This window comes from Bradyrhizobium sp. F1.4.3, assembly GCF_040548375.1.
Lineage (GTDB): Bacteria > Pseudomonadota > Alphaproteobacteria > Rhizobiales > Xanthobacteraceae > Bradyrhizobium.
This window is the reverse complement of the sequence record NZ_JBEPRN010000003.1, coordinates 132,236-147,320: the sequence shown is the minus strand read 5'-3', so window position 1 is coordinate 147,320 and position 15,085 is coordinate 132,236. Positions and strand designations below refer to the sequence as shown.

General features: G+C 63.8%; 17 protein-coding genes and 1 tRNA gene. 8 read left to right on the top strand and 10 right to left on the bottom strand.

Translation table 11 applies throughout. The features are described from left to right. The first annotated feature begins 51 nt into the window (after nt 1-51). Complete coding sequence (locus ABIB73_RS12705; RefSeq protein ID WP_354224523.1) at nt 52-537, top strand: Crp/Fnr family transcriptional regulator; 486 nt, start codon at nt 52-54, stop codon at nt 535-537. On the opposite strand, the gene ABIB73_RS12700 is transcribed toward ABIB73_RS12705, so the two are convergent. Then, on the bottom strand, nt 476-1,303 hold the full coding sequence (locus ABIB73_RS12700) for a metallophosphoesterase family protein (protein WP_354224521.1): 828 nt from the start codon (nt 1,301-1,303) through the stop codon (nt 476-478). The genes ABIB73_RS12705 and ABIB73_RS12700 overlap by 62 nt on opposite strands. Before the next feature lie 202 nt (nt 1,304-1,505). On the opposite strand from ABIB73_RS12700, the gene ABIB73_RS12695 reads away from it, so the two are divergent. The 4 genes from ABIB73_RS12695 (at nt 1,506) to ABIB73_RS12680 (ending at nt 3,948) form a co-directional block, all read left to right on the top strand. Then, on the top strand, nt 1,506-2,192 hold the full coding sequence (locus tag ABIB73_RS12695) for a DNA-3-methyladenine glycosylase I (protein WP_354224519.1): 687 nt from the start codon (nt 1,506-1,508) through the stop codon (nt 2,190-2,192). 47 nt (nt 2,193-2,239) lie between these two features. Then, nucleotides 2,240-2,968, top strand: coding sequence for an SDR family oxidoreductase (locus ABIB73_RS12690; RefSeq protein WP_354224517.1), 729 nt, complete (start codon nt 2,240-2,242; stop codon nt 2,966-2,968). A gap of 205 nt (nt 2,969-3,173) precedes the next feature. Then, nucleotides 3,174-3,467, top strand: a complete 294-nt coding sequence (locus tag ABIB73_RS12685) for a hypothetical protein (protein ID WP_354224515.1) — start codon at nt 3,174-3,176, stop codon at nt 3,465-3,467. Nucleotides 3,468-3,732: 265 nt separating this feature from the next. Further along, on the top strand, nt 3,733-3,948 hold the full coding sequence (locus ABIB73_RS12680) for a DUF3551 domain-containing protein (protein ID WP_354224966.1): 216 nt from the start codon (nt 3,733-3,735) through the stop codon (nt 3,946-3,948). 4 nt (nt 3,949-3,952) lie between these two features. Here ABIB73_RS12680 and ABIB73_RS12675 read toward each other — a convergent pair whose 3' ends face one another. Next, complete coding sequence (locus ABIB73_RS12675) at nt 3,953-4,159, bottom strand: hypothetical protein (protein WP_354224513.1); 207 nt, start codon at nt 4,157-4,159, stop codon at nt 3,953-3,955. Here ABIB73_RS12675 and ABIB73_RS37595 point away from each other — a divergent pair. From ABIB73_RS37595 to ABIB73_RS12665, 3 genes are all read left to right on the top strand, one after another. Continuing rightward, on the top strand, nt 4,134-4,406 hold the full coding sequence (locus ABIB73_RS37595) for a glycine zipper domain-containing protein (RefSeq protein ID WP_502918427.1): 273 nt from the start codon (nt 4,134-4,136) through the stop codon (nt 4,404-4,406). The genes ABIB73_RS12675 and ABIB73_RS37595 overlap by 26 nt on opposite strands. An 83-nt stretch (nt 4,407-4,489) precedes the next feature. Next, complete coding sequence (locus ABIB73_RS12670) at nt 4,490-4,873, top strand: SHOCT domain-containing protein (protein WP_354224511.1); 384 nt, start codon at nt 4,490-4,492, stop codon at nt 4,871-4,873. Continuing rightward, nucleotides 4,833-5,042 (top strand): DUF3551 domain-containing protein, encoded by a 210-nt coding sequence (locus tag ABIB73_RS12665; protein WP_354224965.1) that lies wholly within the window; start codon nt 4,833-4,835, stop codon nt 5,040-5,042. The genes ABIB73_RS12670 and ABIB73_RS12665 overlap by 41 nt, the downstream gene beginning before the upstream one ends. A gap of 530 nt (nt 5,043-5,572) precedes the next feature. Here the strand turns inward: ABIB73_RS12665 and ABIB73_RS12660 are convergent. From ABIB73_RS12660 to ABIB73_RS12625, 8 genes are all read right to left on the bottom strand, one after another. After that, nucleotides 5,573-5,649: transfer RNA gene (locus ABIB73_RS12660), tRNA-Arg, on the bottom strand. A 57-nt stretch (nt 5,650-5,706) separates the two neighbouring features. Further along, a complete protein-coding gene (locus ABIB73_RS12655; RefSeq protein ID WP_354224509.1) occupies nt 5,707-6,750 on the bottom strand; it encodes a sensor domain-containing diguanylate cyclase in 1,044 nt (347 codons plus the stop codon). A 1-nt stretch (nt 6,751) separates the two neighbouring features. After that, nucleotides 6,752-9,862 (bottom strand): bifunctional diguanylate cyclase/phosphodiesterase, encoded by a 3,111-nt coding sequence (locus tag ABIB73_RS12650; RefSeq protein ID WP_354224507.1) that lies wholly within the window; start codon nt 9,860-9,862, stop codon nt 6,752-6,754. Between the two features lie 184 nt (nt 9,863-10,046). Further along, nucleotides 10,047-11,132, bottom strand: a complete 1,086-nt coding sequence (locus tag ABIB73_RS12645) for a branched-chain amino acid ABC transporter permease (RefSeq protein WP_354224505.1) — start codon at nt 11,130-11,132, stop codon at nt 10,047-10,049. Further along, nucleotides 11,129-12,139, bottom strand: coding sequence for a branched-chain amino acid ABC transporter permease (locus ABIB73_RS12640; RefSeq protein ID WP_354224503.1), 1,011 nt, complete (start codon nt 12,137-12,139; stop codon nt 11,129-11,131). Before ABIB73_RS12640 ends, ABIB73_RS12645 begins: the two co-directional genes overlap by 4 nt. After that, complete coding sequence (locus tag ABIB73_RS12635; RefSeq protein WP_354224501.1) at nt 12,136-12,858, bottom strand: branched-chain amino acid ABC transporter ATP-binding protein; 723 nt, start codon at nt 12,856-12,858, stop codon at nt 12,136-12,138. The genes ABIB73_RS12640 and ABIB73_RS12635 overlap by 4 nt, the downstream gene beginning before the upstream one ends. After that, nucleotides 12,855-13,631 carry an ABC transporter ATP-binding protein gene (locus ABIB73_RS12630; RefSeq protein ID WP_354224499.1) on the bottom strand — a complete coding sequence of 259 codons (777 nt, stop codon included), beginning with the start codon at nt 13,629-13,631 and terminating at the stop codon, nt 12,855-12,857. Before ABIB73_RS12630 ends, ABIB73_RS12635 begins: the two co-directional genes overlap by 4 nt. 168 nt (nt 13,632-13,799) lie before the next feature. Continuing rightward, entirely contained in the window at nt 13,800-14,984 is a 1,185-nt protein-coding gene (locus ABIB73_RS12625) for a substrate-binding domain-containing protein (RefSeq protein ID WP_354224497.1), read from the bottom strand. Nucleotides 14,985-15,085: the final 101 nt, after the last annotated feature.

Here is a 15,085-nt window from a genome sequence, read left to right as displayed (position 1 = left end):
GTTGCAGCGGATCGTGCTCTAGTATCCCCTCGCGGCGGGAGCTTTCGCAAGATGCGCGCAGTTCTGGACTATTGCACCGGCGGAACGGAGCGGCAGGTCGCGGCCGGCACGCTCGTTGTCACCGAGGGCGGCACCACCGGCCATCTCTATGTGCTGATGCAAGGCAAGCTCGAGGTGCTCAAGGGCGAGATGGTGGTCGCCACCGTCACCGAACCCGGCGCGGTGCTCGGCGAGATGTCCGTGCTGCTGGGACAGCCGCACACCGCGACCGTGCGGGCCTGTTCGGATGCGGTGGTCTACGAGTTCGAGGATGCCGCCTCGTTCCTGAAGCAGGAGCCGGAGGTTGCACTGCTGATCGCGCGCCTGCTGGCGCAGCGGCTCAACGTCGCCAACACCTATCTCGCCGATCTCAAGCGGCAATATGCCGGCCACGGCACGCATCTGGCGATGGTCGGCGAAGTGCTCCAGAGCATGATCAACCTGCCGCCGCTTGAGGTCTCGCCAGGCTCGGATCGGCAATCTGATCCAAGGATGTAAGCCAGTCCGGCGCCTCCACGACGGGCATCGCGGGCCGCTTCAGCGGTGCGTTGAGATCGATCCATTGGGCCTCGCCCGCCGCAAGCCAGAACGCCTTGTTGGCATCGAGATCCAGCACGATGTGCGTCGGCGGCCGTCCCGGTTGCAGGCCGGCATTGAACACCCAGGTCTTGCCCAGCCGGTCGAACCACGAGCCGTCAGGGACGAACGGCGACTGATGCACATGGCCCGAGATCACCATCGACGGCTGATACTGCATGATCCACTGCACCAGCTCGACATCGCCGAAGAAGCGTTTGCCGCCCCAACTGGTTGGCGAATTTGCCGGTGGCGCATGATGCGCCCAGATCCAGCGCTGCGGCTGGTTGACGGACGCGTCGCGCAATTGGTCGGCGATGCGCTGCTTGACCAGTGGCCCATCCCACCACGGGCACACCGTGAACAGCGTGTCGCCGATGGTGAGGTTGTCGCCGTCGCAGGCAATGCCTGTTGCGCGTACCTCTGAAATCCAGCGCGAGATCTTCTCGCCCTCCGCATTGCGTTCGTCGAGGTCGTGATTGCCGGAGCAGAGGATGACCTTGGTCTGGGCGGCGAGCAGCGCGAGATACTTCTTCACCACCACGATCTGGGCGCGGAAATCCACCATGGAGCCGATGTCGAGCGCATCGCCGGCGAAGATCACCAGGTCGAATTGGGGCGCGGCGCTGACCAGCCAGTCGAACTGCGGCAGCGAATAGTGCAGGTCGGCCACGACCAGGCAGCGCATTGAAAATCCGTCGGTGGGAGATTGAAAATATCCGGGAATTCCAAATCGTTATGAAGCAAGAAGCAGACCAGCATGGCCGCAAAACCCATTGGCCGAACGGAAGCATGCTGCGGCGCCTTCGTGAGTGCAAGTGCCGGTGCGTCGCAGGGCTGGACCGGATCATCGAATTCTGATGTCGTGGCGCCCTCAACGCGGTGACCGCATGACCCCATTCAAGACCATTCGTGCCCGCGCCGAGAAGCGCAAGGGCGGGCCCAAGGCGCTGGACAGACTAATGCCGGCCAAGCCCGACTTGAAGCAGCTCGCGAAGCTCGGCGACGATCGCATCCTCGCCGAGATGACCAGGCGGGTGTTTTGTGCGGGCTTTGCCTGGAGCGTGATCGAGACGAAATGGGACGGATTTGAAGACGTCTTCCTGCACTTCGCGCCGGCCAAGCTCACCTTCCAACCCGAAGACTATTGGGAAGGCCTGCTGCGCGACACGCGCATCGTGCGCAACGGCGCCAAGATCATGTCGGTGCGCGAGAACGCCGCCTTCGTGCAGGAGATCGCAAAAGAACACGGCAGCTTCGGCAGGTTCCTGGCGAAATGGCCGCCGTCCGATGAGGTCGGCCTGCTCGATCGCCTCGCCAAGCGCGGCAGCCGCCTTGGCGGCAACACCGGGCAGATGCTGCTGCGCTTCGTCGGCTGGGACGGTTTTGTGACTTCCAGGGACGTCGTCGCCTGTCTGCGCGATGCCGGCCTCGACATCGCCGAAGAGGTCAAGTCGAAGGGTGATCTCGCCAGGGTGCAGGCGCAGTTCAACGCCTGGGCCGAGGAGACCGGCCTGCCCTACACGTATCTGTCACGCATCTGTGCGCTGTCGGTCGGCGAGGTCAGGAGCGAATAGCGGAAGCTGAGCCGCCATTCGGCGTCATGCGATCGGGAGGAAGACCTATGGCAGGCGAACTGGAAGGCAAAGTTGCGGTCGTGACCGGGGCCGCATCCGGCATCGGATTGGCCAGCACCGAAGCGATGCTGGCCGCAGGCGCGTGTGTGGTGATGGTCGACCGCGACGCCGCCGCACTGAAGGCGCTCCGCGACAAGCGCGGCGACGCGGCGATCCCGCTCGTCATCGACCTCCTCGACGCCCGGGAATGCGCCACTTTGCTGCCGAGAGTCCTGGAGAAGGCTGGCCAGCTCGACATCCTGCACGCCAATGCGGGCGCCTATGTCGGTGGCGATCTCGTCGATGCCGATCATGGCGCGATCGACCGGATGCTGAACCTGAACATCAATGTCGTGATGAAGAACGTGCGCGACGTGCTTCTCCACATGATCGAACGCCGGGCCGGCGACATCATCATCACGAGCTCGCTCGCGGCCCATTTCCCGACGCCGTGGGAGCCTGTCTATGCGTCGTCGAAATGGGCGATCAATTGCTTCGTCCAGACGGTGCGGCGCCAGGTGTTCAGGCACGGCATTCGCGTGGGATCCGTGTCGCCTGGCCCCGTCATCACCGCGCTGCTCGCAGATTGGCCTGCGGAGAAGCTGCAAGAGGCCAGGGACTCGGGAAGCCTGCTGGAGGCCGGCGACGTGGCGGAGGTCGTGATGTTCATGCTGACGCGGCCGCGCGGCATGACGATTCGCGACGTCGTCATGCTGCCCACCAATTTCGATCTCTAGAGCGCGCGCGGCGCGCCAAATAATGTGCAAGATGTGGCGATCTCGTGCCGCGAGCGCGGCAGACGCAACGCGCGATCACGAAATACATTTCGCAGGAACATTTGTGCGCAGCACCCGTTCGGGAATTTGAACCAGGCGAACACAGGCGCAGGGAACTGTCGCCTCGGCCTCATTCAATGAAACCGGACACGAACGGAGCCAGCTCATGAAGCTAACATCCGCGCAGGTGAAGCAGACCATCAACCAACTCGGCGCCCAGGTGCTCCCCGACGAGCATCCCGCCATGCCCCAGCTCAACAGCATGTTCGGCGAGCACACCTTTTTCGTCGACGAGAGTGGGCTCAAGGTCCTCGAGCCCACGCCGTCGCTCAGCGCGGAACGGCAGACCGGCGAGGTCGTCAGTCTCGCCGACTGGAGCGATTCGGATCTGACGCGCCTGATGGCGCACGAGCCCGAGCCGACCGGCGTGATCGTGGTGTTCGAGCAGATGAAGCACTGACCCCGGATCGCCCTCCTCGCCCGGATGTTGGAGCGTACAGCGGGGCCGGGCGCAAAGCCGTCGGGGAGGGTCTCGCGGGTACGGTGATCGAGCGCTTGAGATTGTTGTCACGAGCGCTCTTCTTCCCCGGCGGGCTCTCAACAAAGAGGTGATCTCAATAAACAACCCGCGCGTGGTCAGGGTTTTTGCTGGTGGTCCGGCCCCGGCTTCTGCGGTATAATCACCTCCCTGCAAAAGGGAGGTTCAAGTGCATCTCACCGTTCCAATGGCGGCGTCGCTCGCCATGCTTGTGGTTCTGTTCTTCTCGGTGCCAGCCCAAGCTCAAGCCGTCGCAACAGATCGATACTGCCTGCGAGGTCGCCACGCTGGCTTTCCCGGCAATTGCCAGTTCGCCACGCGCCAGCAATGCCTGGCCGCGGCCTCGGGCACCAACGCCTATTGCGGCATCAACCCGCGTTACGCCTCCTCGCGGCGGCGCTAGCCAGTTACGCGGCGCGATGGTGTCCCAGGCACGGATAATCCAACGGGTTAATCCGATAAAATCCTGAGATGCGAATGCGATTGTTCGGATTTGTCGATTGGCCGGCCAGTGATATCCCGGTCGTGGCTACCAGCGAACATGCGCCGGCCGCATAGAAAAGATCAATCGAAGAAAGGAACGCCCCGATGCGAAAGCTGTCGCTATTGGTCATTCTGCTCTCGCTTGTAGGCGTGCTCCCTTCCAGCGAATCCTTTGGACAGAGTGCGCTTCGCGGTGCGGTCATCGGCGGTGCCGTTGGCGGCCGTCGCGGCGCTGCCATAGGAGCCACGGCTGGAGCCATCGCTGGTGCCCACCGGCGACATCACCACTGGCATCGATATTATTGGAGGAACGGTAGCTGCTGGTACCGCTCAAGCAGCGGAAGATCGCACCGCGTGTCGCATCGGTACTGCCGTTAGGTGAGTGGGTAGACGAGCGCGTGGTGGGTCGCAAGGCTGAACCGCAGCAAAGATCGAGAACGGCAACTCAATAGGGGATCGCAATGTTCTTCGCTCAGGAAGGATTCACGTATCGAAATTTCCTGATGGATATGATTGCCATATTCACATTCGTCGTCTGGTTCTGGCTGCTCATCGTAATCTATGGCGATCTGTTCAGGCGCCACGACATTTCCGGATGGGGTAAAGCACTATGGGTGCTCGCGCTGGTTCTGACCTCCTACCTCGGCATCTTTGCGTATCTTATCACCCAAGGCAGAAGCATGGCCGAACGTAGCGCGGAGCAGGCTCAGCGTGCGCGCGAGGAATTACGGCACGTCGTCGGCTTTAGCGTCGCAGACGAGCTTGCCAAGCTCGATCAGCTCAAGAAGTCGGGATCCATAACCGATACCGAGTACGGGCGCCTTCGCGCGAAGTTGGTCTCTTAAACCGTCGGCGCGCGACGCCCGTTATTGTCTCCGTCGCGCGGGATCAATCGGTCAAGGACGATGCGATTTCAGCACGCGTCAGGCATGCATGCGTATTGCGGCAGCGTCGCGCGCGACATGTCATGCCGCTTCCACGAGGTTCCATCTTGATCTAGCAAGGATGCGCTGAATCGGCGTGGACTGAGGCGACACCTGCAGCGCTGTGCACACCGTGTCGGCATTGAGCCGCCCGCGACAATTGATGATCATTGGGTCTGGCGGCGGCAGTTGCCCTCTAATTCCCCTTGGGCCCGGGTGGTCCGATCGGGCCGGCCGGTCCTGGCGGACCCGCCGGTCCAGGAGGTCCGGGAAGACCGCAGTTCTGTATCACCACATCCCTCGTATCCGGTCCGGACGTGATCTTCACGATGCAAGTGGAGGGAAACTCTGGTCCAATCCACCGAAACCCTCCGGTCGAAGTACTCTCGACGTTCACGGTCTTGCCCGGACTGATCTTGATCTCCACGCTGGGCTCGCGAGGCCGTCTTACTCTTCCGACGATGACTAGCTCGCCCTGCGATATGGTGGCGGTGGTTATGAATATTTCCGCATGCGCGCTTTCAGTCCACGCAATGGCAGAGGCGGCTATGAGAGCTGCGACGGTGCCAAAGGGCTTTGCGAGCATGATGGGCCTCCCTGCTTGCGGGGGCGCTCGTATTGTGGCGCACCCGACACGATTCGAACGTGTGACCTTTGCCTTCGGAGGGCAACGCTCTATCCAGCTGAGCTACGGGTGCAGTGGGGCCTCATGTAGCCGATTGGCAGGGGGTGGGCAACCGGTCTTGCCGCGTCAACTAGGCCGATTTGTGCGGGATGAGGGCCGGAACCGGCGAGCTCTCCCGGCCGAGACCAGCGAATTCGGCCAGCATCCGCTCGGCGCAGATGACACGGTTGCGGCCGAGCCGTTTGGCCGCGTAGAGCGCCTGGTCGGCCGCACCTAGCAGCCGGTCGGGGCCGCCGTCGGTCTCGCCGGGGGTATGGCTTGCGACGCCGACACTGAGGGTGACGTGGTCGCCGGCCCCAATGGCGCCATGGGCGATTCGCAACGCCGTGACGGCGCAGCGGATCTCCTCGGCGATGGCGCAGGCATCGTCGCAGCTCATATCGGGCAGGATCAGCGCGAATTCCTCGCCGCCATAGCGGCTGGCAAGGTCGAGCGGACGCACGGCATGCCGGCTGACGACGTGAGCGACCGCGCGCAGGCACTCATCGCCGGTCTGGTGACCGTGTTGGTCGTTGAACAGCTTGAAATAATCGACGTCGACGAACAGCAGCGCCAGGGGCTTCTGCGTCCGCTGGGCGCGGGCCCATTCGGTCATCAGCATCTGGTCGAACGAGCGGCGGTTCGAGAGCCCGGTCAGTCCGTCCTTGGTGGCGAGCTCCTTCAGCGCCATCTCGGCGCGCTTCTGGTCGGTGAGGTCGCGCAGCGTTTCCACCACCGCGATCAAATTGCCGGCCTCGTCGTGGATGGGGCCCGCGTCGATCGCGAGATAGAGCTGGCTGCCGAGCTTCGGCATCACGCACCAGTTCTCCGCGCCGAAGCCGAGGCCGTTGTGGCCGCGTGCGGCATATTCCGAATAATACTCCGGCAGCTGCTCGGGGCGGTCGAGCGCGACGAGGTCGGCAAGGCAAGGGCGCTTGGTCTCGTAGAAGGCCTGCCAGTGCTTCGTGGTGCCGATTACCTCCGCGGCCGCGACGCCGGTGAGACGCTCGCAGGCTCTGTTCCAGATCACGACACGGCGCTTCGGATCGATCACGAAGGTCGGCACCACCAGATGCTGCATCAGCCGCACCGCGTAGGAATGTGCCACGTCGACGGTTTTGGCAGACTTCGCCATCTCAGGCCACCGCCGCCACGGGCACGCCGTCGCACGGGCCGAACAGCTTGCGCACCTCGGCCGCCGGCTTCGGTTTGCTGAACAGATAGCCCTGCATCTCCGTGCAGCCGAGCGCGCGCAGCATCTCGCGCTGGGCCTCGGTCTCTACGCCCTCGGCGACCGTGGTCATGTTGCTGGCGGAGGCGATGTTCACCACGGCCTGCACGATCACCGGCGCGCCGCCGGCGTCGGCGATGTCGGCGACGAAGCAACGGTCGATCTTGATCTTGTCGAACGGGAAGCGCTTCAGATAGCTCAACGACGAATAGCCGGTGCCGAAATCGTCAAGCGCGATGCGCACCCCGATCGAGCGGAGCTGGTGCAGGATCGAGAGCGCAGCCTCGTCGTCGCGGATCAGCACGGCCTCGGTGATCTCGAGCTCGAGCCGCCGCGGCTCGAGCCCGGAGACGGCGAGTGCGCCGGCGATCTTCAGCGCCAGCGTGTCGCATTTGAGCTGCACCGGCGAGACGTTGACCGCGAGCCGCACGTGGGAAGGCCAGGTCGCGGCCTCGTTGCAGGCCGTGCGCAGCACCCAGTCGCCAAGCTCGTTGATCAGGCCGGTATCTTCGGCGATCGGAATGAATTCGGCTGGCGAAATCATGCCCCGCTCGGGATGGCGCCAGCGCAGCAGCGCCTCGCAACCGGAAACCTCGCCCGAACGCAGATTGACCAACGGCTGGTAGTGGATCTCGAAGCCGCCATCCACCAGGGCCTGACGCAGGTCCTGCTCCATGGTGAGGCGGGCTTTTGCGCTCGCATCCATCGCCGGCACGAAGAAGCGGTAGGTGCGCCGCCCTTCCGCCTTCGCGCCGTACATCGCGAGGTCGGCATTCTTAATGAGCTGGTCGAGGTCGGTGCCGTCCTGCGGCGCCAGCGCGATGCCGATGCTGGCGTCGGTGGAGAGCTGATGGCCAAGGCAGTGATAGGGGCGGCGGATCGCTTCGTGGATCCGCGTCACGAAAGACAGCACGTCGGCGGACGAATCGATTTTAGTCTGGATGACGGCGAATTCGTCGCCGCCGAGCCGCGCGATCAGGTCGCCCGGCTTGAGGCAGGCGCGGATGCGGCCTGCAATCGCCTTCAACAGCTCGTCGCCGACATGGTGACCGAGCGAATCGTTGATGCCCTTGAATTCGTCGACGTCGATATAGAGCAGCGCGAAGTGCTCGCCGCTTGCGACCTTCTCCAGCTCGCGTTCGATCTGCTCGCGGAACAGCGCGCGGTTCGGCAGGTCGGTTAGCGCGTCGAAATGCGCCATATGCGCGATCTTCTCGTCGGCCTTTCGCTGTTCCGTGACGTCCTCGATGACGTTGATGATGTAGCGCGGCTCGCCGGCCTTGTCGCGGATGCCGATGCGTTTTGAGATCGTGTAGCGCTGGCCGTCGGTCCGGGTCTTCCAGGTTTGCTCCTTGAGCAACAGTCGATCGGGCGATTGCAGCAGGGCGTCATCATCGCGCGTGACGATGTCGGCGTCCGGTTTTGGCAGGATATCGTCGGCCGTCTTTCCGACGATCGTCTCGCCCGTCTCCCCGAACACGTTCTCGGCTATCCGGTTGACCAGCAGATAGTGCCGTGTTTGGGCATCCTTCACCGTGATCTGCGACGGGATATGGTCGATGATCTCGCGGAGGAAAGTGTAGTTGCGGTCGCGCTCCTGCTCCAGATTGCGCCGCTCGGTGATCTCCTCGATCGTGGCGACCCAGCCGCCCTGCGCGAGCGGGGTATTGATGACCTGGAAGGCGCGGCCGTTGGGCAGCTCATGAGTTCTTGTGGAGACCTTGCCTTCGGCGACGACCCGCATGACGTCGGCGCAAAACGCCTCGACGTCGCCATTGAACGCTCCGCGCTCCTTGCGGTGATGCATCGCCTCATGGATGTGGCAGCCGGGCTTGATGACGTCTGTCGACAAGCCGAACATGTCGGCATAACGGCGGTTACAGGTGACGATGTATCCAGCGGCGTCGTACAGAATCAGCCCTTGCGACATGTTGTTGAGGGCGGTGTCGAGCCGCTGCCGCTCTGCTTCGATCCGCTCCTGGGCCTCGCGGTTCTGCCGCTTGATCTGGCGAATGATCAGGAAGAGGATCAGCGCGATCACGGCCGCCGAAAGCGTTGCCGTGGTGACCATGAATCCGGTCTGCTGCCGCCAGTCCGCAAGCGCGGCCGACATGGTGTTGGTCGCGACGATGACCAGCGGGAAATGGGTTAGCGACGCGGCCGAGCCGAGCCGCTCCTCACCGTCGACCGGGCTCTTGACGCGAAGCGTGTGCTGGCCGCCACTGGCCAGCACTCTCTGCATCAGCGGCGCGCTCTTGTAGTTGGTCCCGACCATGGATTCGACGTGGGGGTATCGCGCCAGCATGATGCCTTCGCGATCGAACAGCGAGATGGCGGCGCCGTCGGCCAGCGCGACGGACGCGAAATAGCGTTGATAGCTGTCGGGATCGATCCGCCGGACCAAGGCGCCGACGAAAGTGCCGTCCGGCAGGCTCAGCCGGCGCGCGACGATCGTGGTCCACTTGCCGATCAGGAAGCTGCGCACGGATTCCAGCAGAACCGGCTCGGACATCGGACTTGATTTGAACGTCTGGAAATAGGCGCGCGAAGACACATTGATCTTAATCAGCGGCTGGAGCCGCGACCAATTGATCAATTCGCCGTCGGCATCGTAGATCGCGATGTCACCGAGATAGGAGACCGCGCTGACCTTGCTTCTCAGCATCCGGTTCGTCTCAGGCCCCGACATGCGCTCGCGGAACATCTGGGGCGAGGTGATCTCCGGCAGATGCATCTGCCCGATCAGGTCGGCGGCGACGACGTCGGAATCCTCGAACTGCTGGTCGAAATGCCGCGCAATCAGCTGGACGGTGTTTTCCAGCTCGCGCTCGCGGTTGGTCAGCGTCCGCTCGCGAAACTCACCGGCCGCCATCGCGGTGACGGCGAAGATGCCGGCGACCAGCAATGCGCCTGATAGTGTCAACCACAGCACGGGACCGCGCCGCATGACAGCGTCCCAGCCGCCTTTTGCGGCGAGCGACAGTCTGGCTGCCATCCCTGAAAATACGTCGCGCATTTCCTCCCCCTGGAGGAACAGAAATACACCGCACAAATGGCGTAAAGCTTAGGAAAGCCGGTTACCTGCGGCTTAATCCAGTTGCGCACTTATACGGATATCCAGCAACGCGGGAATCGTCGCGCGTCGCGCCAAAGTTGTGCGGCCTCGGTAACAACCGCTGCGCTGCACCATTAATCGCCGCTTAATGCGAGGCGCCCGCGCTCTTGTCGCCGCCGCCATTGCGCAGCCGTCCGACCACGCCGGTCGGGAAGAAGTAGACGCTGGCAATGAAGAGCAGTCCGAGCCACAGCAGCCATCGGTCGGGGTGCAACAGCCCTGGCAGCAGCGGCAGGCCAGCCTCCGATGCAGCCTTCGAGGCAGCGCCCATCAGCGACTGGAGATAGTTCTGGGCGAGGATGAAGATGGTCGCGCCAATGATCGCGCCGTAGATCGTGCCCATGCCGCCGATCACGACCATCAGCAGGATATCCAGCATGATCGAGAAACTGAGCGAGGTGTCGGGGCCGGCATAGCGCAGCCACAGCGCGTTCAGGATGCCGGCGCTGGCGGCAACCAGCGCGGCAAGGCAGTTGGCATAGGTGAGATGGAAAACGGTACGGAAGCCGAGCGCCTCGGCGCGAAAACGGTTTTCGCGGATCGCCTGCAGCACGCGCCCGAACGGCGAATTCACCACGCGCAACAACGCGAGGATCATCACGGCCGAGATGGCGAACACCAGATAGTAGGTCAGGATGCGGCCGTTGATCTCGAAGCCGAAGAGGTTCTTCGAGATCAGCACCGTGCCGGGACGAAGCAGTTCGGGCAGTTGAAAGCTGCGCCCGTCCTCGCCGCCAGTCAGCCAGGACAGTTGCGAGGCCAGCACCTGGAAGGCGGAGGCGACCGCGAGCGTGATCATGGCGAAGAAGATCGCGGCGACCCGCAGCGAGAACAGCCCGATCGCGAGCGCCAGCAATGCCGCGAGCGGCAGGCCGACGACGATGCCGGTTGCGACCGCGGCCCAATTGGGGCCCATCCCATATAGCGCGATCGCGACCGCGTAGCTGCCGATCCCGTAGAACATGGTGTGGGCGAACGACACCGAGCCGGTATAGCCGAGCAGCAGGTCGTAGGACGCGACCAGCGCGGCGAAGACGCAGATCTTGGCCGCGACATTCAGCGCCTTGGCACCAGGGAACAGGAACGGCGTCGTCGCCAGCGCCAGGATGATGACGACGAGAATGAGCGTGAGCACGCGGCTCTTCGGCGGATCGCCTGACAGGATCATCATCGGCTGGTCACCGCATAGAGGCCGCGCGGCCGCCACATCAGAACGGCGACCATCAGCAGGATGTTGGAGACGAGGGCGAGTTTCGGCACCAGAAAGCCGCCGTAATTGGCAACCATCGCCACGAGGATCGCCCCGATGAAGCAGCCGCCGATCGACCCGAGCCCGCCGATGATGACGACGATGAAAATCAAGATTGTGAGATCGTCGCTCATGGACGCGTGAACCTGCTCGCGATAGAGCGCCCACATCACGCCGCCGAGGCCGGCCAGCGCCGATCCCGTCATGAACACGCCGAGGAACAGGCGGCGGATACGATAGCCGAGCGCCTCGACCATCTCGCGGTTCTCGACGCCGGCGCGGATCAGGAGCCCAAGCTTGGTGCGGTTGAGCACGAGCTGGATCGCGATGAACACGACGAGGCCGATCAGCGTCGCCAGCACGCGGTATTTCGCGATCGCGACGTCACCGAGGATGAACGAGCCGCGCAGCGAGGTCGGTAGGGGCGTCGGGATGATCTGCGGTCCCCACAGCGCATAGAGCGTCTGCTCGGCAACGATCAGGCCGCCCGTCGTCATCAGGATCTGCTTCAGATGCTGGCCGTAGACCGGCAGGATCAGCACGCGCTCGACGATCAGGCCGAGCGCGCCGGACACCGCCATCGACAGCAGCGCCGCCGGCGCCAGCACAGCAAGGTTGATCCAGAGCGAATCCGCCTGCATCGAGGCCGCGAACGGCGCCAGCACCAGGGTCGCCACATAGGCGCCGACCGCGATGAAGGCACCATGGCCGAAATTCAGCACGTCCATCAGGCCGAACACCAGCGTCAGCCCGGACGCCATGATGAAGATCATCATGCCCATGGCGAGGCTCGCGGCGGTCAGAGTCAGCCAGGTGCTGGGCGAGCCAACCAGCGGGATCGTCACCAGCGCGAGCGCGATAGGCAGCAGGATCGGGGCGATGTCGCGCTTCGGTTTCGGCAGCGGATCGGTTGCAGCGAGTTCAGTCACTGATGCGCCTCCAGGCTCAGGCCCAGCAGCCGCTCCTGGAGCGGCACGTCGGAGGCCAGGGCTGCCATCGCGCCGCGATGCACGATGGTGCCGTTGTCCATGACCAGCACGTTGTCGCCGAGCTCGCGGGCGGCGAAGAAATTCTGTTCGACCAGCAGGATCGTCGCGCCCTTGCGCTTGAGCTCCTTCAGGCATTCGATCAGGGCCATGACGATCGCAGGTGCCAGCCCCTTGGTCGGCTCGTCGATCAGCAAGAGCTTGCGCGGCTCGACGATCGCACGCGCAATCGACAGCATCTGCTTCTGCCCACCCGAGAGACTGCCGGCGCGCGACAGCCAGAACCGGCGCAGCGCCGGGAAGAAACCAAAGATCCAGTCGAGCTGGGCGTCGTCGAGCGGCCCGTCGCGCGCCGCCAGCACGAGATTTTCCTTCACGGTGAGGTCGGAAAACACCGCCATGCTCTCGGGCACGTAGCCGACGCCGAGGCGCGCGATGTCGGGCGTGGTGCGGCTCTCGATGCGCGCGCCGGCGAGGCGGATCTCGCCGTGCGAAGCCTGCCAGAGGCCCATGATGGTACGCAGCGTCGTGGTCTTGCCGGCGCCATTGCGGCCGAGCAGCATCGTGGTCTGTCCTTGCGGGACCGCAAGATCGATGCCCTGGAGGATGTGGTAGCGGCCGATATGAGTGTGCACGCCGGAAAGCTTGAGAAGGTCGCTCATGCGGCATTCCCTGCAGCTGTCTTGGGAGCAACGCCAAGATAGGCTTCCTGCACGATCGGCGAGGCGATCACCTCGGCCGGCGGGCCATCCGCAACAAGTTGTCCGTTATGCAGCACGATGATGCGGTCGGCGAGCGAGCGCACCACGTCCATCTTGTGCTCGACCAGAAGGATGATCTTGCTCGTGTCCTGCTTGAGCTGCGCGATCAGGTTGAGGACGACGGGCACTTCGTCGATGCTCATGCCCGCGGTCGGTTCGTCGAACATGAACACTTTTGGCTCCAGCGCGATCATCAGCGCGACCTCGAGCTTGCGCTGATCGCCATGCGACAGCGCGGTCGCGGCGACGCCGCGGCGGCCACCGAGCGCGACCTGGTCGAGGATGGCGTCGGCGCGCGCGATCAGGTCGCGCCGCACCATCCAGGGGCGCAGCATGTCGTAATGCGTGCCATCAGCCGCCTGCACCGCGAGGCGGACGTTTTCTTCGACCGTGAGATTCGGGAAAAGGTTCGTCAGCTGGAAGGCGCGACCAAGACCTGCGCGGGTGCGCAGCGGCGCGGAGTGCTGGGTGATGTCGGTGCCGTCGAACAGGATGCTGCCGCCGGATGCGCGCAGCTGGCCCGAGATCAGGTTGAAATAGGTGGTCTTGCCGGCGCCATTCGGCCCGACGATGGCGGTGAGTTCGCCGGGGCGGAACGTACAGGTGACGTTGTTGACGGCGACATGACCGCCGAAGCGGATGGTGAGGTCGCGCGTTTCGAGAGTCAGCGTCATAGGCAGTCCGGCGAATGAGGGTTGGGACGTATCCACGATTATGCTGCGCTCCCTCCCGCGCTTGCGGGGGAGGGTTGGGGAGAGGGTGTTTCCACAATCAAGACTCCCCAAGAGGACAGAGCCCTCTCCCGGCCTCCCCCGCAAGCGGGGGAGGTGAAGCAAGAGAACTCAGCGCTTGTTGCGGACCGGAACGTCCATGTCCTCGATCTTCAGCTCGCGCACCGGCTCGAGCACGGCCCAGGCGACGTTCGGATCGACCTTGACCTTGAAGTGATACATGCTCTGGAGCGCCTGATGGTCTTCTTTCCGGAACACCATCTTGCCCTTCGGCGTGTCGAACTCCAGGCCCTCCATCGCGGTGATCAGCTTCTCGGTGTCGGTCGACTTCGCCTTGGTGACAGCGGCGACGACGGACATCGCAGCCGCGAAACCGCCCGCAGTGAAGAAGTCCGGCGGCGCGTTGAAGCGCTTCCGGTGCTCGGCGACCAACCAGTCGTTCACCGGGTTCTTCGGGATGTCATAGTAATAATAGGTCGCGCCTTCCATGCCGGGCAGGCCCTTATAGGCCGCCAGTGCCGGCAGGATGTTGCCGCCGGTCGAGAGCTCGATGCCGTAGCGCTTCGGATCCATGTCCTGGAGCTTTGCCAGCGGATTGCCGGCGCCGGCCCAGATCACCCAGATGACCTTGCGGCCCGGCTTGTCTTTCAGCGCATCAAACAGGCGCTGGCCGACCGCGGTGAAATCGGTGGTCGAGGTCGGGGCATATTCTTCCGCAGCTAACGTCGCACCGGTCTTGGAGAGCGCCTCCTTGAAGGCGGCGACGCCGTCGCGGCCGAAGGCGTAGTCCTGCGCCAGCGTTGCAACCGTGACGCCCTGCTTGCCGATCGCGACCGCGTTCGAGATCGCGTCCTGCGACGAATTGCGCGCGGTGCGGAAGATGTAGCGATTCCACTTCTCGCCGGTAATCTGGTCCGCGACCGCGGGTTCGACGATCAAAATCTTCTTGTTCTCCTCGGCGACGGGGAGAATGGCCAGCGCCGCGGCCGACGACGTCGTGCCGATCGCGATGTCGACCTTGTCGTCCTGATAGGCTTCTGCCAGTGCCGCCTTGGAGAGGTCGGGCTTGCCCTGGTCGTCCTTGGTGATGACGACGATCTTGCGGCCGTCGAGCGTCATGGTGCCCTTGGTGGCGTATTCAAAACCCAGTTGCAGGCCGGTCTCGGTCTGCTTGGCATAGGCTTCCAGCGGACCGGTCTTGCCGTAGATCAGCGCGACCTTGAGGTCGTCTGCGTGTGCGGCCGCGGCCGCGGCCAGCCCGAGAATGGTTGTTGTCAGAATGAGTGATCGACGCACGATGCCCTCCCTATTGAAATGCCTTGGCAATAGCGATTTGCACAGCCTGACGAACATTGCAATTCCACCTTCCGGCGGGTCTTGCGCGGCGCGCACATGAC